Here is a 21,710-nt window from a genome sequence, read left to right on the forward strand (position 1 = left end):
CGTTGCCGAACCCCTTCCACTGGGATTTCGTCACCCCCGGGCTGCCTGACAGCGCCTTCGAGGACGCTCCGGGATTCAGCCCCACGCCCCTGGAGCTGCGGGTGATGCTGCTGGCCCATCTGCGCCCCCGCGCCGATTCACTGGTCTGGGACGTGGGCGGCGGAACCGGTGCCCTGGCCCTGGAGATCGCGCGGCTGATGCCCACCGGCGCCGTGCACACCCTGGAGCGGGATCCGGAGGCGATCGACCTGCTGGAACGCAACCGACAGCGCTTCGGCATCCACAACCTGCACATCCACGCCGGCGAGGCCCCGGATGGCCTGGCCCTGCTCCCCCCCAACCCCGACCGGGTGCTGCTGGAGGTGGGCCGGCCCCTGGAGGGCGTGCTTCGGGCCGTCTGGGGGGCCCTGCAGCCCTCCGGACGGCTGGTGATCAGCACCGTCAATCTGGAGGGTCTGGTGAAGGCCACCGACACCCTCGCCCAGCTGGGGGCCCACGATGTGCAGGTGGTGCAGGCCACCGTGCACCGCATGCAGCGCCGCGGCAGCCAGGCCAAGCTGGCCGCCGCCGAACCGCTGTTCGTGATCGCCGCCGAGCGTTGAGTCCCAGCCCTTGCCTCCCGCCCCCCGCCCCGCCACCTCCCTCTCCCGCCTGCTGAGCGGCTGGCTGGCCGGCGGCTTCGGGCTGGTGGTGGTGGGTCTGGGCGGCTGGTGGTTCACCGTCGCCGTTGGGGTGATCGTGCATCTGGGCCTGCTGGAGTTCTTCCGCATGGCCCAGTTCAAGGGCATCCGACCCGCCGCCAAGACCACCCTGGTGGCGGTGCAGCTGCTGCTGGTCTCCACCCAGGTCGCCGCCGGCAACCTCTGGCCGGGGGGGGGCATGGCGGGCGACGTGGCGGCGGCCGTGCTGCCTGCTTCCGGGGCCGTGATCTGCGGCTGGCTGTTGCTCCAGCCGGTCACCGGCACCATCGCCGACATCGCCGCCTCGGTGTTCGGCCTGTTTTACCTGGGCTTCCTGCCCAGCCACTGGATCAAGCTGCGGGATCTCACCGACCCCGCCCTGGCTCCCGCCCTCGACGGACTGGGCTGGCCCTGGAGCCCGGGCATGGCCCTCACCTTGCTGGCCTGCCTGATGATCGTGGCCACCGACATCGGCTCCTATGTGATCGGGCGGCGCCTGGGTCGCCACGCTCTCTCACCGATCTCCCCCGGCAAGACGGTCGAGGGGGCCCTGGGTGGGGTGCTGTGCGCCCTCCTGGTGGGGGGCGTGGGCGGGGTGCTGCTGGGCTGGCGCTGGGGCTGGCTGATCGGGGCGGTGCTGGGGGCGGTGGTGTCGCTGTTCGCCCTGGTGGGCGATCTGACCGAATCGATGATGAAACGGGACGCGGGCCTCAAGGACTCCGGTGATGCGATCCCCGGCCATGGCGGCATCCTCGATCGGATCGACAGCTACCTGTTCGTGCCGTCGGTGGTCTATTCCCTGGTGACCCTGGTGCTGCCGCTGCTGCAGCGGGGCTGAGGCTCCAGCTCCGGGGCCCTCAGGGGGAGACCCGGGCCTCGCCCTCCAGGTGCAGCAGGCCGGCACCGAGCTCGGCCCGATCGATGCGGATGTTGGGATCCATCGGCAGCCGGGCCTGGGGGGTCCCTTCCGCGCAGCGCAACTCCACAGTGCCGCCGTCGGCCCGTACCGCCACCTCACGCTCCACCGGCTCGCGATCGCCGCTGGCGAAGGCCCGCAGCACCAGCCGGTCCTCCCGGATGCGCAGCCCCGCCAGGGGTGTCAGACCCAGCAGGTCGTCGGCCAGGCCATCCCCGAGGCCGCGCCAGGCCGGGGTGCTGAGGGAACGGCTGAGGCCATCGCCGCTGAAGCTCACCAACCCCTGGATCCGGAAGGGCTGCTCAAGCCTCACCGCCTGGTTCCGCACCAGGGACCCCATGCGCACCTGGATGCCATCGCAGCGCAGTTCCACCTCCTCGATCTCCATCGCCTGATAGACGACCCGTCGGGCCCGCAGCCGCACCCCATCCAGACGCCCCCGCAGCAGCCGCAGCCCCGAACCCTCCAGGCGGATCTCCAGCCTCTCGATGGCCTCGCACTGCTGCCGCAGCCACAGTTCCAGACCCTTGGCCAGAAGAGCCATCACGGGGCCACCGGAGTCCGCCTCGGCGGCGGGTTCCGGAGTCTCAGGGGGGCGGTCGCCGGCTGGGGTGTCGCTCATCCGCCACCAGGGGGCACAGGGATTCTCCGATTCTCATTCCTTCCGGACCCCACGGGCTTCGCGGAAGGCCTCCGCCGCCGTGAGCGCCGCCAGCAGCAGCAATCCCCCCAGGCCGACCAGCTGGTTGCGGGGATCAGCGGCCTGCAGATCCGCCGTGGTGCCGGCGCCGCCCAGCACGGCCCCCAGCAGGAACCAGCCCGTGGCCAGGGCCGTGGTGATCCAGTAGGCCCGCCAGCGGCGCTGGTAGATGTAACCGGTTCCCAGGCCGGGCACGACGTTGAGCAGGGCCCCCAGCCAGGGGGCGGACGCGGCCAGGATTGTCTTGTCTTCAGGCGTCATTGTCATCACGGCATGGCTGGATCCCCGGGTGAGTCTGGTCGGGCGCAGCCCAGAAACGCGCCGTCGCTGGCGGTGATCGGCGCCGGGGTGGCCGGTTGTGCCCTGGCCGCCGGGCTTCGGCGTGGTGGCTGGGAGGGATCGATCGTCCTGTGGGAGGCAGGTCGGGGGCCGGGCGGCCGGGCCGCCACCCGCCGCTCGCGCCACGATGCCGGTTGGCGTGTCGACCACGGAGCGCCACTGCTCAACCTGCTTGAGGGCCCCGAGCCGGAGCTGGTGGCGCCCCTGCGGTCGGGGGGCTGGATCGTGCCCTGGCAGGAGCCAGCGGCGGTGCTGCTGGGCGAGGACGGGACGCTGGGGCCGGCCCAGGCCGATCCCCTGCTGCGGGGCTCTTTGTATCGGGGCCGCCGGGGCATGGACGGCCTCTGCCGCGGCTTGCTGACCCTGGCCCTGGCCCAGGGGCCGCCGGACACGTTGACCAGCCGCTACGGCACCCTGGTGCGCCACCTGGAGGTTCGCCCTGAAGGGGGCTGGCGCCTGGCCGATGCCACCGGGGCGCTGCTGGGGGAGGCCGACTGGCTGGTGCTCTCGAGCACCCTGCTGGCCCATCCACGTGCCATGGAGCGATTCGGCTGGTCGCAGCTGCCGCTGCAGCACGCGACGGAGGGCCTGGGCGATGGAGCCCTGGCGGCCGCCCTCGCCGCCATCGCCAGGATGGAGGTGGCGGCCCGCACCAACCTGATGCTGACGATCGACCCCACGACGGCGGCCCGATGGCTGGCCCTGCCCTTCCGGCTGCTCAGTTTTGACAGCCAAGCCCAGCGGCGCTGGGGGCTGCGCCGGCTGTCGGTGCAGCCCCTGGCGGACGGCCGCTGCACCGTCGTGGCCCATGGGGCCCCCTCAGGGCCAGCGGCCAGAGGTGGGGCCGAACAGGACACCGCCGACATCGCCGCCCTGGAGGAGGCCGTCGCCGGCGCCCTGGCCCCTTGGCTCGGGGATCGTTCCTGCGGCGGCGACGCCCTGGAGGGGGTGGCCCAACGTCAGCTGATGCGCTGGGGGGCCGCCTTCCCCGTTGCCCCGGGCCTGCCCACCGCCGCCATGGTCTGCCCCGCCAGCCGGGTGGCTTTCTGCGGCGACTACATCGAGGGGCCGGGCTTCGGCCGCATCGAGGGGGCCCTGCGCAGCGCCCAGGCCCTCGCGGGTCGGCTGCTGGCCCTGGTGCTGCTGCTTTGTCTCGCCCTGGGGGGACCGTCAATGGCGGCGGCTGAGGCCGTCGCTTACCGCTGCGACGGCGACCTGCTCCTCGCCACCAGCGATAACGGCGCCGTGGACGCCCCCGGGATCCCCAACACCACCGGTGGCACGGTGCCAGGTGCCACGGTGCTGCTCGCATGGCGCGATCTGCGTCTGCAGCTGCCCCGCACCAACAATGCCGGTCCCCCCAGCTACACCGACGGGCTCTGGTGGTGGAGCCTGGAGGACCCCCAGCAGCCCCGTTTCCTGCACCGCCGGGGGGGCATCGAACAGTTCAGCTGTCAGGCAATTCCTGCCGCAGCGCCGCCAGCCGACGGGCGTTGACGCCCAGGTCCGAATCCCCCAGCCGTGAGCTGGAGCGGGCCTGCAGCACGCCGGCGGAGGGCAGGGCCTGCAGTTCAAGGTCGTCGACGAAGCCGAACAGCCGGCTGGTGGCGGTGGCATGCAGATAGGGTCCGTCGCGCTCGACGATCCGCACCCCCTCGGTGGTTTCCAGAACCGGCACCAGCGCGCTCAAGGCCGCCGCCGGATCGCTGAGGGCCCAGTCGACCCGTGCGCAGTGGGCCGGCGCCGCACAGGGAGAAAGCGAGCCGCCATGCACCCCAAGCTCCTCGGGCACGGGCCCCTCCAGGTGCAGCAACGAGGCCTGGACACGGCTCGGCAGGCCCAGCCCCGCCAACCCGATCACCACGGCAAGCAGAAGGGCGGCCACCGGGCGCGGCAAGGTCGTGGTCATGGGGGTGGGGAGCGAGGCGGTGAGCCAGGGCCTCCAGGATGGCCGGTCCACGCCGGGATGGTCAGCCCCCGGCCCGCCAGGCGGCGGCGACCCGCTCGGGCTGGTCGATGTGGGGCAGGTGGCCGCACTCCGCCAGTTCGCTGATGCGGGACCCCAGCAGGGCCTGGGCGGCCCGCTTCTGCGGGGCGCGCAGGATCCGGTCGTCGGCGCCCCAGAGCACCGCCAAGGGCTCGGGGGGCAGGGGCTCGCCGCAGCCGGCAAAGCCGCCGCTGCGGGCGAAACGGCGCAGGGCCTCGGCCCAGCCCGGCGTCCGCAGGTGCAGCGAGGCGATCTCCAACTCCGCCGGGCCCACGTCCCGATCGGGGTCGGCAAAGGCGCTGCGGCAGAGGCCGCGGCGCACCGACGGCAGGGCCAGGAAGCGCACCCCCAGCCCATCCAGCAGCGGCGGCAGGGGCATGGGGCGGCCGGTGAGTCCGGCCGGAGCCAGCAACAGCAACCGCTCGAAGCGCCCGGGGTGGCGCCGTGCCAGGGCCACCGCCACAGCGCCGCCCATCGAGGCACCGATCAGGCCCAGCGGTTGACCACCGGCAGGCTGCTGGCGATCGAACGCCTCCAAAAGGGCGTCCAGGTGCCGCAGCACAGCCTCGGGGGTGTAGTCGCGCGCAGCGGGCCTGGGGCAGAAGCCGAAGCCATGCAGGTCGGGGATCAGCAGCCGGTGGCTTGCCGCCAGCAGGGGGACCAGGCGGCGGAACTCCAGGAAGGAACTGTCGAAACCATGCAGCAGCAGCAGGGGCGGCCCCTCCCCCAGCACCGCCACCGGCCAGCGCTCCGGGTGATCGGGCAGCTCCCACCACTGCACATGGCCGGCCAGGGCGCGACCCAGGGGGTCGAGCAGGCTGGCGGCGGCGGCCGTGACCAGATCTCGGCCAGTGGGCAGGTTGACGCGGCTGACGCTCACGCCTGCTGCCGGTCGGCGGTGGCAGCCACCATGGCCGCCAGGAGGTCTTCGGGGGCCACCGCGAAGGGCAAGTGGTGCAGATCGGAACCGTCCCGACAGGCGAAGCGGCAGACCTGCCTCAGTTCCTCAAGGGTGGCCCCGCCGAGCCCCAGGGCCTCGAGATCGGTGGGCAGCCCCAGCCGGCGGAAGAAGGGGAGCAACTGGCGGCGAGCCTGGGCCGCCAGCCGGTTGCCCGCCAACTGCTCCTCCAGCCACAACTGCACCAACACCCCGAATCCCACCTTCTCGCCGTGGAGATGGCCGTGGGTGGCGGCAAGCTGGGTGAGTCCGTTGTGAACGGCATGGGCGGCCACGGTGCGGCAGCGTGCGCCGCCGATGCCGCCGATCAGTCCGGCCGTGAGGCCGCAACCCTCAGCCACCCGCACCCAGGACTCACTGCTGGGGTCCGCCAGGGCCGTTTCTCCCTCCAACAAGAGCAGGTCCCGCAGCAGACGGGCCATCTGCACGGCCTGCTGCACCAGGCCATCGCCACTGGAGCCACTGCTCACCGAGGCCTCGTACCACTTGGCCACCGCATCGGCGATTCCGCTGGCCAGGGTGCGCGCCGGCGCCTGCCGCACCAGGTCGTGGTCGAAGACGAGCAGATCGGGGCAACGGTCGAGGGCCACATCGCCCAGGAAGGCCCCATCGGGGGTGTAAAGGTTGGCCAGGGCCGTCCAACCCGCACAGGTGGCGGCACTGGTGGGCACCGTGATGCAGGGAAGGCCGAGGCGATGGGCCAGCAGCTTGCCCGCATCCAGAACCTTGCCGCCGCCGGCGGCGATCAGGGCATCACAGCCAGCTGCACGGACCTCCTGGGCCAGGGGCCCCAGGTCCTCTTCGCAGCAGTCACGCCACCCATGGCTGGCCGCCGGTTGGGCCCCGGCCCGCTCCAGATCAACCAGCAGTTGCTGGCGCAGCCCGAAGGTGGAAGCGCTGCGCCCCAGCAGGAAGGGACGCCTGCCCAGGGCCACGACGCGGGGCAGGGCTTGGGACCAAGCCCCGCCACCGCGCAGCACTACGGCTGGAGCGATGGCGTTGGTCTGCAGGAAATCCGTCATGGCCGACTACCGATCATCGAAATGTAGAAGTCGGCCGATCGGCGTTGCGTCGACTCAGGCGCTGGCACCGGCCAGTTCCGGCAGAGGAGGGGTGATCGACTGCTTGCGGATCACCACCTGCTTGTCGTCATCGACGTCCACCAGACAAGCATCGCCATCGCTGATCCGGCCGGAGAGGAATTCCTCCGCCAGCGAATCCTCGAGCAGACGCATCACAGCACGGCGCAAGGGCCTGGCTCCGTAACTGGGGTTGTAGCCCTCTTCGACGAGACGCTCCTTGAAGGCCTCGGTGACGGACATGCCAATCCCTTTGTCCTGCATGCGGGCGAAGACCTCCCTCAACATGATCTCGGCGATCAGCTTGACTTCGTCGCGGGTGAGCTGACGGAAGACAATGATTTCGTCGAGGCGGTTGAGGAACTCAGGGCGGAAGTACTGCTTGAGCTCTTCATTGACGAGGGAGCGGATGCGGTTGTACTGGGTTTCCTCGACGTCGCCGCCGCCAAACTCGAAGCCCAGACCGCCACCGCCTTTTTCGATCACTTTCGAACCGATGTTCGAGGTCATGATGATCAGGGTGTTCTTGAAGTCGACCGTCCGACCCTTGGAGTCGGTGAGCCGCCCATCCTCAAGCAGTTGGAGCAGGAGGTTGAACACATCGGGGTGGGCCTTCTCAATCTCGTCGAACAGCACCACGGTGTAAGGACGACGGCGAACGGCTTCCGTCAGCTGTCCGCCCTCGTTGAAGCCGACATAGCCAGGAGGCGAACCGATCAGCTTGCTGACGGTATGGCGCTCCATGAATTCGCTCATGTCCAGGCGGATCATGGCGTCTTCGCTGCCGAAGAAGTAAGCCGCCAGGGCCTTGGTGAGTTCCGTCTTGCCGACGCCGGTGGGGCCGGAGAAGATGAAACTGGCGATCGGCCGGTTGGGGTTCTTGAGGCCAACGCGGGCCCGGCGGATAGCCCGGGACACGGCCTTGACGGCCTCGTCCTGGCCGATGAGGCGCTGGTGGAGGGTCTCCTCCATGTTGAGCAGCTTCACCGACTCACTCTCGGTGAGCTTCTGCACCGGCACCCCGGTCCAGGAGGCGACGATCTGGGCAATGTCCTCCTCGGTGACCAGAGGAGCGCGGCTTTCATCGGTTCCGCCGCCATCGTCGGGGGGAGCGACTCCGGCGAAGGAGGAACCGCCCGTTTCGGCAGGAACAGGGGAATTGGCGGGTTCGTCGTCGCGGCGGGCCTGGAGGATCGAGCGGATCTGGTCGCGCAATTCGACTTCCTTGTCGCGCAGTTCACCGGCCTTGCTGAAGTCCTGCTGGCGGACGGCGTCCTCCTTTTCCTTCTGCACGCCGCGCAACTGCTTGTCGACCTCCTTGGCCGCCGGAGGCAGCTTGGAGTTGAGCAGCCGCACCCGGCTGCCGGCCTCGTCGATCAGGTCGATGGCCTTGTCGGGCAGGAAGCGGTCGCTGATGTAACGATCACCCAGGGTGGCGGCGGCCACCAAAGCTTCGTCGCTGATCTTGAGGCGGTGATGCTGCTCATAGCGCTCCCGCAGCCCCTTGAGGATCTCGATGGTGTCGATCACCGAGGGCTCGCCGACCATCACCGGCTGGAAGCGGCGCTCAAGGGCCGCATCGCGCTCGATGTGTTTGCGGTACTCGTCGAGGGTGGTGGCGCCGATGCACTGCAGCTCACCGCGGGCCAGGGCGGGCTTGAGGATGTTGGCGGCATCGATGGCGCCTTCGGCGGCGCCAGCACCGATCAGGGTGTGCACCTCGTCGATCACCAGGATCACGTTCCCTGCGGAGCGGATCTCCTCCATGATCTTCTTGAGGCGCTCCTCGAACTCACCGCGGTATTTGGTGCCAGCCACCAGAAGGCCGATGTCGAGGGTGAGGACCCGTTTGTCCTCAAGGATGTCGGGGATCTCACCCTGGGTGATGCGCTGGGCCAGACCTTCGGCGATGGCGGTCTTACCGACGCCGGGTTCGCCGATCAGCACGGGATTGTTCTTGGTGCGACGACCCAGGATCTGGATCACCCGGTCGATCTCGTTGTGGCGGCCGACGACCGGATCAAGCTTGGCCTCGGCGGCCAGCTGGGTGAGGTTGCTGCCGAACTCATCGAGGGTGGGGGTCTTGGTGGATCCCTTGCCCGAGCTGCCGGAGGCCACCTCGGCCGTTTCGCCCAGCATGCGGATCACCTGGGTGCGCACCTTGGCCAGGTCGACGCCGAGGTTCTCGAGCACACGGGCGGCCACACCCTCACCCTCGCGGATGAGGCCGAGCAGGAGGTGCTCGGTGCCGATGTAGTTGTGACCGAGCTGGCGGGCTTCCTCAAGGGACAGCTCCAGCACCCGCTTGGCTCGCGGTGTGAAGGGGATCTCGACAGCAACGAAGCCGGACCCCCTGCCGATGATCTTCTCGACCTCGACCCGGGCGTCCTTGAGATTGACCCCCATCGACTTGAGAACCTTGGCGGCGACACCTGTGCCTTCGCCGATCAGGCCCAGCAGGATCTGCTCGGTGCCGACGAAGTTGTGGCCGAGGCGGCGGGCCTCTTCCTGGGCCAGCATGATCACCTTGATGGCCTTCTCGGTAAACCGCTCGAACATGGGGCGGGACCTGATGCAAGTGCAACCAACCTATCAGGGTTGAAGGGCTCAGTGGGAGGCCGAGAGCACTCTTTAGAGAAACCCTTGTGCCGCAGGCGCTCAGGGGAAGCTGAAAACAATCAACACGCAGAGAATGATCGGATGTAGGTATAGATATCTACGGTTATCCGCACCCTTTCACCTCTTCAGGTTGACCCATTGGATCAGGGCATCCTCGCCATTGCGGTAGTAACCATGACGGATGCCGGCGGTGCGGAACCCCAGGGCCCCATACAGCCCCTTCCCAGGGCCGTTGCCGGCCGCCACTTCCAGGGTGGCCCGGGTGGCGCCGCTGCGCAGCCCGGCCTGCATCAGCGCCTCCAGGATCCTGCGCCCCAGTCCCTGGCGGCGATGGCCAGGGGCCACCGCCACCAGGGTGATGTGGAGCTCGTCGACCACCAGCCAGCCGCAGGCCATGGCCAGCAGATCCGGCCCCTGGACCAGGCCGAGACCCGGCCGTGCCTCCTCTTCCAGTTCCCGCTGCCACTGGGCCAGGCTCCAGATCCCCCCCAGGGCGGCCCGATCCAGCTCCAGGCAGGCGCCCGCCTGGCTTGGGGCCAGCTGGATCAGCATCGGGGCTGGCAGCGGTGACGGGGACGGCACAGCCGGCGCGCACGGAGATCCTTACGATCAGACATCTTGATCTCTTTCTCGGGCAGGCCGTCATGGTGACCAGCGCATCTCCGGCGACCGATTCGGTCGCCCCTGCCGCCGGGGAGCCTGCGGCGCCGTTCGAACAGGACCTCGATCGCCTCAGCCCCAACCGCAACCTGGCCCCGCTCACCGCCCGGCTCGATGCCCTCGGCCGACTGGAGGTGGGAGGGATGGCGCTGGGCGATCTGGCCCAGACCTACGGCACTCCGCTTTATGTGCTCGACGAGGAGACCCTGCGGGCCACCTGCCGGGCCTACCGGCAGGCCCTGGCCGCCCATTACCCGGGCGAAGCCCTGGCCCTTTATGCCTCCAAGGCCAACAGCTCCCTGGCGATCACGGCGCTGGTGGCCTCCGAGGGGCTGGGCCTCGATGCGGTCTCGGCCGGCGAACTGCTCACGGCCCTTCAAGGCGGTATGCCAGCGGAGCGCATCGTCTTCCACGGCAACAACAAGTCGGCCGAGGAGCTCCAGCTCGCCATTGACCATGGCGTCACGGTGGTGCTGGACAACTGGAATGACATTGACCTGCTCTCCGCCCTGGCGGCCGGGCGGAGCCAGCCGGTGCGACTGCTGGTGCGATTCACACCGGGCATTGAATGCCACACCCACGAGTACATCCGCACCGGTCACCTCGACAGCAAGTTCGGCTTCGACCCCGACCAGCTGGAGTCGGTGCTGCGTCACCTGGCCGGCTGCCCCTGGGCCCGGGTGGATGGCCTGCATGCCCACATCGGCTCCCAGATCTTCGAACTGGAGCCCCACCGCGATCTGGCTGCGGTGCTGGCGGAGGCCCTGGTCGTGGCCCGCTCCCTGGGCCACCCCTGCGGCGACCTCAACGTCGGTGGCGGCCTCGGCATCCGTTATGTGGGCTCCGATGATCCCCCGAGCATCCAGGAGTGGGTGCGGGTGGTGGCGGAGGCCGTGGCGGAGGCCTGCCGCCAGCGCCAGATGGAGCTGCCGCGGCTGCTGTGCGAACCCGGCCGCTCGCTGGTGGCCACGGCCGGCCTGACCCTCTACAGCGTGGGCAGCCGCAAGGAGATCCCGGGCCTGCGCACCTACCTGTCGGTGGATGGCGGCATGAGCGATAACCCCCGACCGATCACCTATCAATCCCTCTACACAGCGGTGCTGACCGACCGCCCCCTGGCCGAGGGCAGCGACCTGGTGACCGTGGCCGGCAAACACTGTGAGTCCGGCGACGTGCTGCTGCACGACGTCCGGCTTCCCGTCACTGCGCCCGGCGACGTGCTCGCCGTCTTCGCCACCGGGGCCTACAACGCCGCGATGGGATCGAACTACAACCGCATCCCCCGGCCGGCGGCGGTGCTCGTCCACAACGGCGTGGCGGAGGTGGTGCAGCGGCGGGAACAGCCGGAAGACCTACTGCGCTACGACGTTCTGCCCCACCGGCTCCTGCCGGTATCCTGACCGCGTCAGGCGGCTTTCCGTTGAACCGGCCTGCCCATCTGTTGTGTTGTGATCTGGCTGCGGCTCATCGATTTCCGCCTGCTGCTCGATCTTCTGTTCGCCTCCCTGCTCGGGCTGCTTCTGCTCGGGCGGGTCACGGAAGAGCGCACCCTTTGGCTACTGCGCGGCTACCTGTTTCTGGTGGCGCTGGCCTGGTTCGTGCAGCGTTACGCCAACCTGCCGCTCACCAGCAGCCTGGTGGACGCCCTGGTGCTGGCCTGCAGCCTCGCCCTGGCGATCCTGTGGCAAGGGGAATTGCGCCGCCTGATGGAGCTGCTGGGCACCGGGCGCCTCGGGGTGCTGTTCGCTGATCGCAGCCGTGATCAGCTGGCGTCGGGGTCGGTGAGCCTGCTCACCGAGGCCGCCGGCCGCCTCTCCCAGGCCCGTTGCGGGGCTTTGATCGTGCTTGACCTGGGCAGTGATCTGCGCCCCGAAGACTTTCTCAACCCCGGCATCCGCATCGACGCCCATCTCTCCGTCGACCTGATCCTGAATCTCTTCGCCGTGGATACCCCGCTCCATGACGGCGCCATGCTGGTTCAGAAAAACCGCATCGTGGCGGCCGGTGTGATCCTGCCCCTTTCCCGCCAGGGGCTGAACCGCTACGGCACCCGCCACCTGGCCGCCATGGGGCTGACCGAGCGCCACGACGGCTGTTTCTGCATCGTCGTCTCCGAGGAAACGGGCACCTTGTCGCTGGCGTCCCAGGGCCGGCTGGAGCGGCCGATCACCAGTAGCCGGCTCCACGACCTGCTCACCGAGGCCCTGGCCTCCGCACCCACGGGGCGTAGCGTGACGGCGGACCTGCCTGAACATCGCGGATGAGTCGCGCCCTGGCGACCACTCCATCGTCCGATCCCGACCAGCTGCCCGCCCAGCTCGATCCGGCTCGACTGCCCCGTCACGTGGCCGTGATCATGGACGGAAACGGCCGTTGGGCCCGCCAGCGGGGGCTGCCCAGGGCCATGGGTCACAGGGCCGGGGTGGAGACGCTCAAGCGCACCCTGCGCCACTGCAGCGACTGGGGCATCGGTGCCCTTACGGCCTATGCGTTCTCCACCGAGAACTGGACCCGACCCGGTGAGGAGGTGGCGTTTCTGATGGCCCTGTTCGAACGGGTGCTCGCCCGGGAGCTGGAGGCGCTCGAACGCCAGCAGGTGCGCATCCGCTTCCTGGGCGATCTGGAGCCCCTGCCGGAGGGCCTCAAGGAGTTGATCAGCGACGCGACCGAACGCACCGCCGCCAACAGCGGCATCCATTTCAACGTCTGCACCAACTACGGCGGCCGCAGCGAGCTGGTGCGGGCCGCCCGCCGTCTCGCCGAGCGGGCGGCCCGGGGCGACCTCGATCCGACCAGCATCAACGAGGACCTGTTCGCCGCCGAGCTGTTCACCGCCGGCGATGCCGACCCCGACCTGCTGATCCGCACCAGCGGCGAGCACCGCATCAGCAACTTCCTGCTCTGGCAGCTGGCCTACGCGGAGCTGCACATCACCGAGGTGCTCTGGCCCGACTTCGACACCGGGGCCCTGCTGGCGGCCCTGCTCGACTATCAGGGTCGCCAACGCCGCTTCGGTGGCGTCCAGAGTGGCGTCCAGAACGGTGTGGAGAACGCCCCATGACCCTGCGCCACGACTGGTCCCGCCAGGAGATCCAGGTCCTGCTCGAACTGCCCCTGATGGATCTGCTGTGGCAGGCCCAGGGCGTCCACCGCAGCGCCAACCCCGGCTACCACGTGCAGCTGGCCTCGCTGCTGAGCGTCAAAACGGGAGGCTGCGAGGAGGACTGCGCCTATTGCCCCCAGTCGATGCACCACCCCAGCGACGTGGGCGGACGCCCGTCACTGACGGTGGCACCGGTGCTGGAGCGCGCCCGGCAGGCCCGGGATGCCGGAGCCCATCGCTTCTGCATGGGCTGGGCCTGGCGGGAGATCCGCGATGGGGCGCCGTTCGAGTCGATGCTCGCCATGGTGCGGGGCGTGCGGGAGCTGGGTCTGGAGGCCTGCGTCACGGCCGGCATGCTCACAGGCGACCAGGCGGCCCGGCTGGCGGAGGCGGGGCTCACCGCCTACAACCACAACCTCGACACCAGCCCCGAGCATTACGACCGGATCATCTCCACCCGCACCTACCAGGAGCGTCTCGACACCCTGCAGCGGGTGCGGAGCGCCGGCATCGATCTCTGCTGCGGCGGCATCATCGGCCTGGGCGAGGGGCCGGAAGACCGGGCCGCTCTGCTCCAGGTGCTGGCCTGCCTGGATCCCCACCCCGAGAGCGTGCCGATCAACGCCCTGGTGGCGGTGGAGGGCACTCCGCTGCAGGAACGGCCGGCGGTCGACCCCCTGGAACTGGTCCGGATGGTGGCCACCGCCCGCATCCTCATGCCCCACAGCCGGGTGCGGCTCAGTGCGGGGCGCGAGCAGCTGGGGCGCGAGGCCCAGATCCTCTGCCTGCTGGCGGGTGCCGATTCGATCTTCTATGGCGACACCCTGCTCACCACCTCCAACCCGGCGGTGAGCAGCGACCAGGAGCTGCTGCGGGCCGCCGGGGTCACGGTGGTGCAGCTGGAGGGCCAGCCGCTCGCTGCCGCCGGCCGCTGAGGGTGCAGGTCGCCGCGTTCTACAGATTCGTCCCCCTGGCCAGCGAGGAACTGCCCGGTTGGCAGACCAGGCTGCTGGCGCTGGGGAGCGAGTCCGGTCTGCTGGGCACCATCCTGCTGGCCACCGAGGGCATCAACGGCACGGTCGCTGGATCGGCCTCCAGCGTGGCCGCCCTGCTGGAGCTGCTGCAGGCCGATCCACGCCTGGCGAACCTTGCGGTGAAGCGCAGCGAGGCCGAGGGGCGGGTGTTCCACCGCTTCAAGGTGCGCCTGAAGGCGGAGATCGTGACCATGGCCGAGCCTTCGGCCCAGCCGTCACGGGGCACGGGGGTCCCGGTCCCCCCCGAGCACTGGAACACCGTGCTGAGCGATCCCGGCACCCTGACCATCGACACCCGCAACCACTACGAGGTGGCCCTGGGCAGCTTCGAGGGCGCCATCAACCCCGGCACCGACAACTTCAGCGATTTTCCCGCCTGGGTGGAGCAACGGCTCAGGCCGCTGCTGGCCGAGACGCACCCCCAGCGGCTGGCCCTGTTCTGCACCGGCGGCATCCGCTGCGAGAAAGCCACGGCCTACCTGCTGGCCCAGGGCTTTGAGAACGTGCTGCAGCTGCAGGGCGGGATTCTCAACTACCTCGAGCGGGTGCCGGAAGCCGAGAGCCGCTGGCAGGGGGAGTGCTACGTGTTCGATCAGCGGGTGGCCCTGAACCACCAGCTGCAGCCGGGCTGCTTCCACGTGTGCCATGCCTGCGGCCTGCCCCTGGCCCCTGCCGACCTGGAGCTGGAGAGCTACGTGGCGGGGGTGAGCTGCCGGCACTGCCTCCATCGGTTCACGGCCGCCGACCGGGAACGTTTCGCCGAGCGCCAGCGACAGATGCGGCGGGCCGAGGCCTGCGGCGAGCCCCACATCGGCCGGGTGATGCCCCCCGCGGGCGGTTGAGAGGATGGCGGCCGCCCTGCCGATCCTGTACAGCTTTCGCCGCTGCCCCTACGCGATCCGGGCGCGGCTGGCCCTGGCGGCGGCGGGGCTGAAGCCGGGGCTGGATCTGGAGCTGCGGGAGGTGCACCTGGGCCGCAAGCCGCCTGAGTTGCTCGAAGCCTCCGCCAAAGCCACCGTGCCGGTGCTGGTGCTGCCACCCGAAGCCGGCGGTCCTGCTGAGGCGGCGGACCTTGTGCGACCCGACAGCCTGGCCGTGATGGAGTGGGCCCTGGCGTTGCACGATCCGGACAACCTGCGCCGCAGCGGTGAAAGCGACGCCGCCGGCGAGCGGGCCCGGATCGCGGCCCTGATCGAGCAGAACGATGGGGTGTTCAAGCACCATCTGGATCGCTTCAAGTACGCCCACCGCCACCCCGGCGACGACCCGGAGTTGCATCGCGGCGCGGCGCTGGAGATCCTGCGGGGCTGGAGCGCCGCCCTGGAGCCCGGCGGCTGGCTGCTGGGGGAGCGTCCGTCCCTGGCCGATGTGGCCGTGCTGCCCTTCGTGCGCCAGTTCCGGCTGGCCGATGCGGAGGGCTTTGATCGGCAGAACGACCTGGCTCCTCTCCAGGACTGGCTGCAACGTTTCCTGCAGGGGCCGGATCTGGCGGCGGTGATGGCCGGGTCCTGGGCGCCGCGGCGAGCCTGGCGCTCCCGCCGCTGGATCTACCACCTGGCCCTGGCGGGCGAATGGCGCCAGGCCAAGGCCGCAGGGGTGTACGAACGCTCGACCCGCGGCCAGTCGCTGCAGGAGGTGGGCTTCATCCATGCCAGTGGGGCCGATCAGGTGGAGGTCACCTACGGGCGCTTCTACGCCGATGCGGGGGAAGTCCTGCTGCTGACCATCGACCCCGATCGGCTGACGGCACCGCTGCGCTGGGAGCCGGCTCCAGACACGGGCGAGTGCTTTCCCCACATCCACGGTCCGTTGCCGCTGGAGGCGGTGCTTGCGGCCGAGCCATGCTGAGACTGGCCGAAGTGGAGGAGCGGGCCAGGGGCCACGGACTGCTGGTGCGGCTGCAGGTGCGTGGGCTGGCGGGCGTGCGGGGGCTGAGGGTGGCGGTGGCCCGGCCGCGGGCGAAGCAGCCGCCGCTGCTGCTGGGGGAGCTCAAGGGCTGGTGCCTGCCCCTGGCCGATGGTTTGCGCCTCGACACACTGCGCGTGCAGGGAGAGCGCACCGAAGCCGTGGGGCCGATGATCTGGGCGGCCACCTTTGCCTGGGCCCTGGAGGCCACCCCCTGCCGCTGCGCCCGGTTGCTGGCGATTCGCGACGGGGAGCGCCAGCACCAGCGCCTGCGGCGCTACTTCCGGCGACTCGGCTTCACACCTCTGAGGGAGCTGGGCGGCGGTCCGCTGGACCTGGCCCCCCGGCTGCTCTGGGGTGGGGCAGGTTTGCTGATGCAGGGCGACTGCGACGAAGGCCTGCGCCGCAGCGTGCGGTGGCTGGACTGCAGGCGCTGACACCGACCTTTCCCCCTATTCCTTCAGCACAAGCCGCTCGGCCCAGACCATTGCGGAGATAATCTTTCTGTCCAGGTCAGGGATCCGGTGTTTGACCATCTGGCCATCCCCGCGAACGAATCGCTCACGGCCTCGCCGGGGAGCGGCGCTTGAGTGACCCGTGGGGCTGATCGACCGCATCCTGACCAGCCCCGACAGGTGGGCTCAGGATCGGATCACGCGGCACTTGTGGCGGAATTGGACATCTGGGAGTCAGCAGAGGGATCTGTGGGCGTACAGCTGCGTTTACGGCGACAGCGCTCCGAGCAATACCGCACCTCCTCCCAGACATCCTTCCACTTCTTTCGCCACTGGAACGGTCGTCCGCAGACCGTGCAGATCTTGGTGGGGCGGTCAACGTGATGGGGCATTTGCTGACGAAGGTGATCACCCAGCCTTACAAAGGCGAAGGCGTTGCCGTGGCACGACCCACCTACTCTTTTAGCAGCCACTCAACCACGTCGACGTGTCTGACGCCTGCTTTTATCAGATCGGACGCGATGGCCCGGCGAAGCCCGTTGCATCGGCGGCAGCAGCGATCGCCGCCGCCGAAGTGGATGGCTTTGCCTGGCTGCATTACCGCGAGGCCAGCAGGGAAGATCTGGCAGAGCTTGTTGGCCTGCTCGGCCTTCACGCCCTGTCGATCGAAGATTGTTTCGATGACAATCAGATTCCCAAGATCGACGATTTCCCCGACAATACCTTCATTCTCTTCAACACGTTTCAGTACGACCGTGGCGTCCTGGACGTCGGTGAGATCAACCTGTTCCTCGGCAAGAACTTTCTGGTCAGCATCAGTCATGTGGATGCCGGCCAGCGCTCCTACCTTGATGGGGTCGAGCGGATTGTCGCGAGGGGCATCGAAGAGGCCCGCCTGGGCCCGTCTCACCTCATGCATCTGATCCTTGACAACGTCGTTGATCAGAAGTTTGTGGCGATTGAAGCGCTTGAGGATGAGCTGGATCGGGTGGAGGGAGCCCTGATTGCCGATCCCGCCAGTTTCAAGCCAGCCGAACTGATCAGGTTTCGGCGCTACCTGCTGCGGCTGCGCAAGAGCCTGTTTCACGAGCGCGAGATCCTCAGCAAGATCTGCCGGCGGGATTATCCACTGATCTCAGAACAGGCGATCTATCACTATCGTGATATCTATGACCATCTGGTTCGGTTTTATGAGGTCACCGAGTCGTACCGGGATATCGTCACCAGCCTGATGGAGATGTATCTGTCGATGCTCAACAACCAAATGGCCAAAGCGGCCAACGAAACCAATGCCACCGTCAGGCGCTTGACCCTGATCACGACGATCTTCATGCCGCTGACCCTGCTGGCGGGCATCGGCGGCATGTCCGAGTGGACAATGATCACCGGCCCCAATAACTGGCGGGTGTCCTATCCGGCGTTCATGCTCGCCATGGTGGTGATCGGCTTTGCCAGTTATGTCTTTCTCAACCGCCTGGACAGGAAGCGAAGCGGTGCGTCGCGAACCCGCTCGCGACGACCCTCGCCCACAACTCCATCACGCACCGCATAGATCCTCTGCAGGCGGGGCAGGATTTTTTCATCGTGGGTGACCACGATCACGCTCGTGCCCATCTGGCCAGCCAGCCGCTCCAGCAGATCCATCACCGCCATCGCCCGAGGACTGTCGAGGGGGGCGGTGGGCTCATCCGCCAGCAGGATCGGCGGCCGGTTGACCAGGGCCCTGGCGATCGCCACCCGCTGCTGTTCCCCACCGGAGAGCCGGTTGGGCATCGCATCGGCGCGGTGGGCCATATCAAGATCGGCCAGCAGTTGGTCGGCGGCGGCGCGGGCCTCCTGATTGGAACGGCCCAGCAGCATCGCCAGCAGGGCGACGTTGTCTCGCACCGAGAGGAAGGGCAGCAGGTAAGGCGACTGGAAGATGAAGCCGATCTGCTCCCGCCGCAGCCGGGTGAGGTCGGGATGCAGCCAGTGATCCCCATCAAACACAACCTGCCCCCCCAGTTCAATCTGCCCTCCGGAGGGCGTCAGCACGGCCCCGAGGCACTTGAGCAGGGTGCTTTTCCCCGATCCCGAGGGGCCCACCAGCCCCACCACCTCCCCGGGCTCCACCCGCAGCTGCACGTCCCGCAGGGCTATGACAGCGGAGTTGCCGTTGCCGTAGGTCTTGTGCAGACCGCTGACGACGATGCCGGCAGGTGGCGGTGGCCGTTGCTGTGGCGAGCTGCTGGTCACTGGATCGCCTCCGCCGGATCCACCCCCAGGGCCGCCTTCACCCCCACCAGGCTGGCCAGGCTGCTGCTGGCCAGGGCCACCGCGGCCGCAGCGATCAGATCACGGCGCTGCAACACCACGTGGCGGGGAAAGCGTGGCGCCATCACGGTGGCCAGAGACGTTCCCACCACGAAGGCGAACAGGCCGAGCGCCACCGCCTGCTGCACGATCATCCAGGCGATCAGGCGGCTGGGCATGCCGATCAGCTTGAGCACGGCGATCTCTCGCAGCTTCCCCTGGGTGAGGGTGAAGACGATGAAGCCGATCATGGTCGTGGTGACCAGCGTGAGGATCACCAGAAACAGGCCGATCTGGCGGGCCGAGGCCTCGATCAACTTGCCCACCATCGCCTCCTTCATCGCCGGGCGGGTGTAGGCCGTGAGCCCCAGCCAACGTTCGATCTCGGCCGCCACCAGCTCCGGCCGGGCGCTGGGTTCAAGCTGCACCAGCACCGCATTGGTGAGCGCCTGACGTTCCGCGGGCCTTGCTTGGCGGCGGCGCTGGCGGGCGATCGCCTCATTACCGGGCAGGAACTGCAGATCCTGGCCATCGCGGAACGGCACGAACAGCATCGGGTCGCCGGTGGGGGACACCATGCGGGTGGTGAGACCCACCACGGTGAAACGCTTGCGCCGGATGGGCACCACCTCCCCCAGCTGCAGTCCGGTGCCGGGGTCGGCCAGCAGCTCATCGCGGTCGCGCAGCAGCGGCCGACCCGCCACCAGGCCCGGCGGTTGGCCCAGGCCACCGGGCACCCCGAGCTCCACGCCAGCCACCAGCACCCGCAGACTGCGGCCGGGGCGCTGGATCAGCAGGGTCTGGAAGCTGCCGTTGACGGCCCGCCGCACGCCCGGCAACTGGCGGAGGCTGCGATAGAGATCGTCGTCGATCCGGGAGGCCTCGGCGAAGGGGCCGAGGGTGTGTTGCTCCACCACCCACAGGTCGGCGCCGCTGCCCCCGATCAGGGCCTCGGCATCCTCCACCATGCCGCGATAGACCCCGGCCATCGACACCGTCACACCCACCAGCAGCCCAAGCCCGCAGCCGGTGATCAGCAGCTTGCCCCAGTTGTGACGACTGTCCCGCCAGGCCAGGTTGATCACGGTGTCGCCTCCTGCCTGCTGGTGGTCTGCAGCCGGTAGCGCCGCAGGCCGGCGGGATCGGCGGGGGGCTGCAGCAGCAGCCTCGCCCCCGGCTCCAGGCCATCCAGCACCTCCACCCGGCCCTCAGCGTCGTGGCGGCCAAGGCGCAGAGGGGCAAACACCAGGCCGCCCTCGCCGGCCAGCCAGACCCCCAGGTCATCCCCGCGGCGCCGCAGGCTCTGGGACGGAATCGCCAGGGCCTCAGGGGCGGCCGGCAGCGCGACGCGCACCTCGGCCAGCTCCCCCAGCGAGGCTGTCAGCCCCATGGCCGTCAGGGCCCCGGGCGCCAGACGCACTTTGGCGCGCATGTCTTCGGTGAGGCTGTCGGCGGTGGGCTCGATCCGTTCGACCACCCCGGCCAACCGTTGGCCCTGCAGGCGTCGGAACTCCACCGTTGCCGGCTGCCCTGCGGCCAGACCGGTGGCCTGGCGCTGGTCAAAGCGGACATCGATCCAGAACTGGCCAGGATCGGCGATCTCAAGCACAACCTGACCAGGCACCACGGTGCTGCCGGGATCCACCAGACGACGCATCACCAGGCCGTCGGCTGGTGCCACCAGGCGCAGGCTCTGGCGCTGGGCCTCCAGGGCCGCCAGGGCCGCAGCCGCCTGCCGTTCCGCCGAGAGGGCCGCCTGGTGCAGGGCCGCGGTGGTGGCCACACCCGCCCGGGCCTGGGCCAGGCTCCTGCGTCGCTCCAGCAGGGCGTCGTCACTCACGGCTCCCTGGGCGGCAAGCCGCTCGAAGCGCGCCGTGTTGCTGCCCACATAGGTGAGGGTGGCTTGCGTCTGGCGCCACTGGGCGGCAGCGGCGGCACTCTGCTGGCGGCTGGCCTGCCAGGCCGCCCGGGCGGCTGACAGCCGTTGCGGCAGATCAACGGGATCCAGCAGACCAAGCAACTGCCCCTGCTGCACCCGGTCGCCGGTGCCGACCGCCAGGGAGAGCAGACGGGCCGACAGCACACTGCTGAGCTGGTGGGTGCGGCGTGCCTCCACCCGGCCGATGCCCACCAGGCCCGGTTGCATCCGTAAGCGCTCGGGCCGTGCCACCTCGAGCAGTACCGGGGCCAGGGGCCCGACTCGCTGGCTCAGTACCACCACTGACAGCAGGGCACCACCGGCCAGGGCCAGGAGCCAGGGACGGCGATGCTGGGTCGCGGGGAGCTGGTGCGTCATAGGCCCTCTGCCAAGCCTGGAAGCAGCAGCGGCAGGACGGCATCAAGCTGGCGCGGCAACGGCGTCAGATCCCCGGCCAGGAGTCCCTGCAAGACCAGGCCCTGGAGCTGGGCCAGCAGAACGTTGGCCAGCAGGTCGGGGTCCGGTAGCGGCTTCAGCCGCTCGACCAGCAGGGCACGGAAACGAGCCAGGAAGCGTTCCACCACCGCCCGAGCCTCGCTGGGATTCGGGTTCTGCAGCTCATGCAGCAACAGACGCGCCACACCCGGCCGCTCACTCACCAACGTGGCATGGCTGCGCAACAACGCCGCCACCAGGGTGCAGGAGGGGCCGTTCCCCCCAGGCCCACTTTGGTTCAGCGCCTCGATCCGCTGCCAGCTGGAGTTGGTGATGTGCTCCAGCGCCGCTTGCCAGAGGGCCTCTTTGGTGGGGAAGTGGCGAAACAGGGCGGGTTGGGTCACCCCCATCCGCTCGGCGATCTCGGCGGTACGAATGACACTGGGCGCCCGCTCCCAGGCCAGCGCCAGCAGGGCCTCAATGGCCTGCTGGCGGCGCTGGTCGGCGGGGGCAGCAATGGCACGGGGCAAGTAAGTGAGTGAGTGCTAACTCACTCCGTTCTACACGGTCCGAAGGCCATGGCCCGCGCAGAATTGGTGTGGTCTCACCCTTCCATCGGTCTGCCACGTC

The 21,710-nt window shown here is 69.2% G+C and carries 23 protein-coding genes; 11 read left to right on the forward strand and 12 right to left on the reverse strand.

Features of this window, described 5'->3' with window-relative positions; all coding sequences use genetic code 11:
• The first annotated feature begins 2 nt into the window (after positions 1–2).
• Together cbiT and KBY95_RS00190 are read left to right on the forward strand one after the other, a co-directional pair.
• Complete coding sequence (gene cbiT / locus KBY95_RS00185; protein WP_254954410.1) at positions 3–602, forward strand: precorrin-6Y C5,15-methyltransferase subunit CbiT; 600 nt, start codon at positions 3–5, stop codon at positions 600–602.
• A 10-nt stretch (positions 603–612) separates the two neighbouring features.
• Positions 613–1,518, forward strand: a complete 906-nt coding sequence (locus tag KBY95_RS00190; RefSeq protein ID WP_254962667.1) for a phosphatidate cytidylyltransferase — start codon at positions 613–615, stop codon at positions 1,516–1,518.
• A 19-nt stretch (positions 1,519–1,537) separates the two neighbouring features.
• Here KBY95_RS00190 and KBY95_RS00195 read toward each other — a convergent pair whose 3' ends face one another.
• Both KBY95_RS00195 and KBY95_RS00200 read right to left on the reverse strand, forming a co-directional pair.
• On the reverse strand, positions 1,538–2,218 hold the full coding sequence (locus tag KBY95_RS00195) for a DUF2993 domain-containing protein (RefSeq protein ID WP_254962668.1): 681 nt from the start codon (positions 2,216–2,218) through the stop codon (positions 1,538–1,540).
• A gap of 33 nt (positions 2,219–2,251) precedes the next feature.
• Positions 2,252–2,563, reverse strand: a complete 312-nt coding sequence (locus tag KBY95_RS00200; protein ID WP_254962669.1) for a hypothetical protein — start codon at positions 2,561–2,563, stop codon at positions 2,252–2,254.
• Positions 2,564–2,569: 6 nt separating this feature from the next.
• Here KBY95_RS00200 and KBY95_RS16340 point away from each other — a divergent pair, with 6 nt between their 5' ends.
• Complete coding sequence (locus KBY95_RS16340) at positions 2,570–4,132, forward strand: NAD(P)-binding protein (RefSeq protein ID WP_315858872.1); 1,563 nt, start codon at positions 2,570–2,572, stop codon at positions 4,130–4,132.
• Here KBY95_RS16340 and KBY95_RS00215 read toward each other — a convergent pair.
• The 5 genes from KBY95_RS00215 to KBY95_RS00235 form a co-directional block, all read right to left on the reverse strand.
• Positions 4,083–4,544, reverse strand: coding sequence for a DUF1499 domain-containing protein (locus tag KBY95_RS00215; protein WP_254962671.1), 462 nt, complete (start codon positions 4,542–4,544; stop codon positions 4,083–4,085). The genes KBY95_RS16340 and KBY95_RS00215 overlap by 50 nt on opposite strands.
• 61 nt (positions 4,545–4,605) lie before the next feature.
• Entirely contained in the window at positions 4,606–5,502 is an 897-nt protein-coding gene (locus tag KBY95_RS00220) for an alpha/beta fold hydrolase (RefSeq protein WP_254962672.1), read from the reverse strand.
• Complete coding sequence (locus KBY95_RS00225; RefSeq protein WP_254962674.1) at positions 5,499–6,602, reverse strand: iron-containing alcohol dehydrogenase family protein; 1,104 nt, start codon at positions 6,600–6,602, stop codon at positions 5,499–5,501. The genes KBY95_RS00220 and KBY95_RS00225 overlap by 4 nt, the downstream gene beginning before the upstream one ends.
• A 54-nt stretch (positions 6,603–6,656) precedes the next feature.
• A complete protein-coding gene (locus KBY95_RS00230) occupies positions 6,657–9,218 on the reverse strand; it encodes an ATP-dependent Clp protease ATP-binding subunit (RefSeq protein WP_254962675.1) in 2,562 nt (853 codons plus the stop codon).
• A 177-nt stretch (positions 9,219–9,395) separates the two neighbouring features.
• Positions 9,396–9,830 (reverse strand): GNAT family N-acetyltransferase, encoded by a 435-nt coding sequence (locus KBY95_RS00235; protein WP_254962676.1) that lies wholly within the window; start codon positions 9,828–9,830, stop codon positions 9,396–9,398.
• 92 nt (positions 9,831–9,922) lie between these two features.
• On the opposite strand from KBY95_RS00235, the gene lysA reads away from it, so the two are divergent.
• Genes lysA through KBY95_RS00270 form a run of 7 tightly spaced genes read left to right on the forward strand, consistent with a single transcriptional unit; the run spans position 9,923 to position 16,417 of the window.
• Positions 9,923–11,338 carry a diaminopimelate decarboxylase gene (gene lysA / locus KBY95_RS00240; protein WP_254962677.1) on the forward strand — a complete coding sequence of 472 codons (1,416 nt, stop codon included), beginning with the start codon at positions 9,923–9,925 and terminating at the stop codon, positions 11,336–11,338.
• 48 nt (positions 11,339–11,386) lie between these two features.
• Positions 11,387–12,202, forward strand: a complete 816-nt coding sequence (cdaA, locus tag KBY95_RS00245) for a diadenylate cyclase CdaA (protein ID WP_254962678.1) — start codon at positions 11,387–11,389, stop codon at positions 12,200–12,202.
• Entirely contained in the window at positions 12,199–12,999 is an 801-nt protein-coding gene (locus tag KBY95_RS00250) for an isoprenyl transferase (RefSeq protein WP_254962679.1), read from the forward strand. Before cdaA ends, KBY95_RS00250 begins: the two co-directional genes overlap by 4 nt.
• The gene (bioB, locus tag KBY95_RS00255) at positions 12,996–13,976 is read left to right on the forward strand and encodes a biotin synthase BioB (protein WP_254962680.1); all 981 of its coding nucleotides are present in this window, start codon (positions 12,996–12,998) and stop codon (positions 13,974–13,976) included. Before KBY95_RS00250 ends, bioB begins: the two co-directional genes overlap by 4 nt.
• Positions 13,973–14,917 (forward strand): rhodanese-related sulfurtransferase, encoded by a 945-nt coding sequence (locus tag KBY95_RS00260; protein WP_254962953.1) that lies wholly within the window; start codon positions 13,973–13,975, stop codon positions 14,915–14,917. Before bioB ends, KBY95_RS00260 begins: the two co-directional genes overlap by 4 nt.
• A 4-nt stretch (positions 14,918–14,921) precedes the next feature.
• A complete protein-coding gene (locus KBY95_RS00265) occupies positions 14,922–15,923 on the forward strand; it encodes a DUF952 domain-containing protein (protein WP_254962681.1) in 1,002 nt (333 codons plus the stop codon).
• On the forward strand, positions 15,917–16,417 hold the full coding sequence (locus KBY95_RS00270; protein ID WP_254962682.1) for a hypothetical protein: 501 nt from the start codon (positions 15,917–15,919) through the stop codon (positions 16,415–16,417). Before KBY95_RS00265 ends, KBY95_RS00270 begins: the two co-directional genes overlap by 7 nt.
• A 215-nt stretch (positions 16,418–16,632) precedes the next feature.
• On the opposite strand, the gene KBY95_RS00275 is transcribed toward KBY95_RS00270, so the two are convergent.
• The gene (locus tag KBY95_RS00275; RefSeq protein WP_254962683.1) at positions 16,633–16,827 is read right to left on the reverse strand and encodes a DUF2256 domain-containing protein; all 195 of its coding nucleotides are present in this window, start codon (positions 16,825–16,827) and stop codon (positions 16,633–16,635) included.
• A 95-nt stretch (positions 16,828–16,922) separates the two neighbouring features.
• Here KBY95_RS00275 and KBY95_RS00280 point away from each other — a divergent pair, with 95 nt between their 5' ends.
• On the forward strand, positions 16,923–17,987 hold the full coding sequence (locus KBY95_RS00280) for a magnesium transporter CorA family protein (RefSeq protein ID WP_254962685.1): 1,065 nt from the start codon (positions 16,923–16,925) through the stop codon (positions 17,985–17,987).
• On the opposite strand, the gene KBY95_RS00285 is transcribed toward KBY95_RS00280, so the two are convergent.
• Genes KBY95_RS00285 through KBY95_RS00300 form a run of 4 tightly spaced genes read right to left on the reverse strand, consistent with a single transcriptional unit; the run spans position 17,891 to position 21,610 of the window.
• A complete protein-coding gene (locus KBY95_RS00285; protein WP_254962686.1) occupies positions 17,891–18,670 on the reverse strand; it encodes an ABC transporter ATP-binding protein in 780 nt (259 codons plus the stop codon). The two genes, KBY95_RS00280 and KBY95_RS00285, sit on opposite strands and share 97 nt — an antisense overlap.
• On the reverse strand, positions 18,667–19,812 hold the full coding sequence (locus tag KBY95_RS00290) for an ABC transporter permease (protein WP_254962687.1): 1,146 nt from the start codon (positions 19,810–19,812) through the stop codon (positions 18,667–18,669). The genes KBY95_RS00285 and KBY95_RS00290 overlap by 4 nt, the downstream gene beginning before the upstream one ends.
• Positions 19,809–21,023, reverse strand: coding sequence for an efflux RND transporter periplasmic adaptor subunit (locus tag KBY95_RS00295; RefSeq protein WP_254962688.1), 1,215 nt, complete (start codon positions 21,021–21,023; stop codon positions 19,809–19,811). The genes KBY95_RS00290 and KBY95_RS00295 overlap by 4 nt, the downstream gene beginning before the upstream one ends.
• Complete coding sequence (locus tag KBY95_RS00300; protein ID WP_254962689.1) at positions 21,020–21,610, reverse strand: TetR/AcrR family transcriptional regulator; 591 nt, start codon at positions 21,608–21,610, stop codon at positions 21,020–21,022. Before KBY95_RS00300 ends, KBY95_RS00295 begins: the two co-directional genes overlap by 4 nt.
• Between the last annotated feature and the right edge of the window lie 100 nt (positions 21,611–21,710).

Source organism: Cyanobium sp. Aljojuca 7A6 (genome assembly GCF_024346455.1).
In the GTDB taxonomy this organism is placed as follows: Bacteria; Cyanobacteriota; Cyanobacteriia; order PCC-6307; family Cyanobiaceae; genus Cyanobium.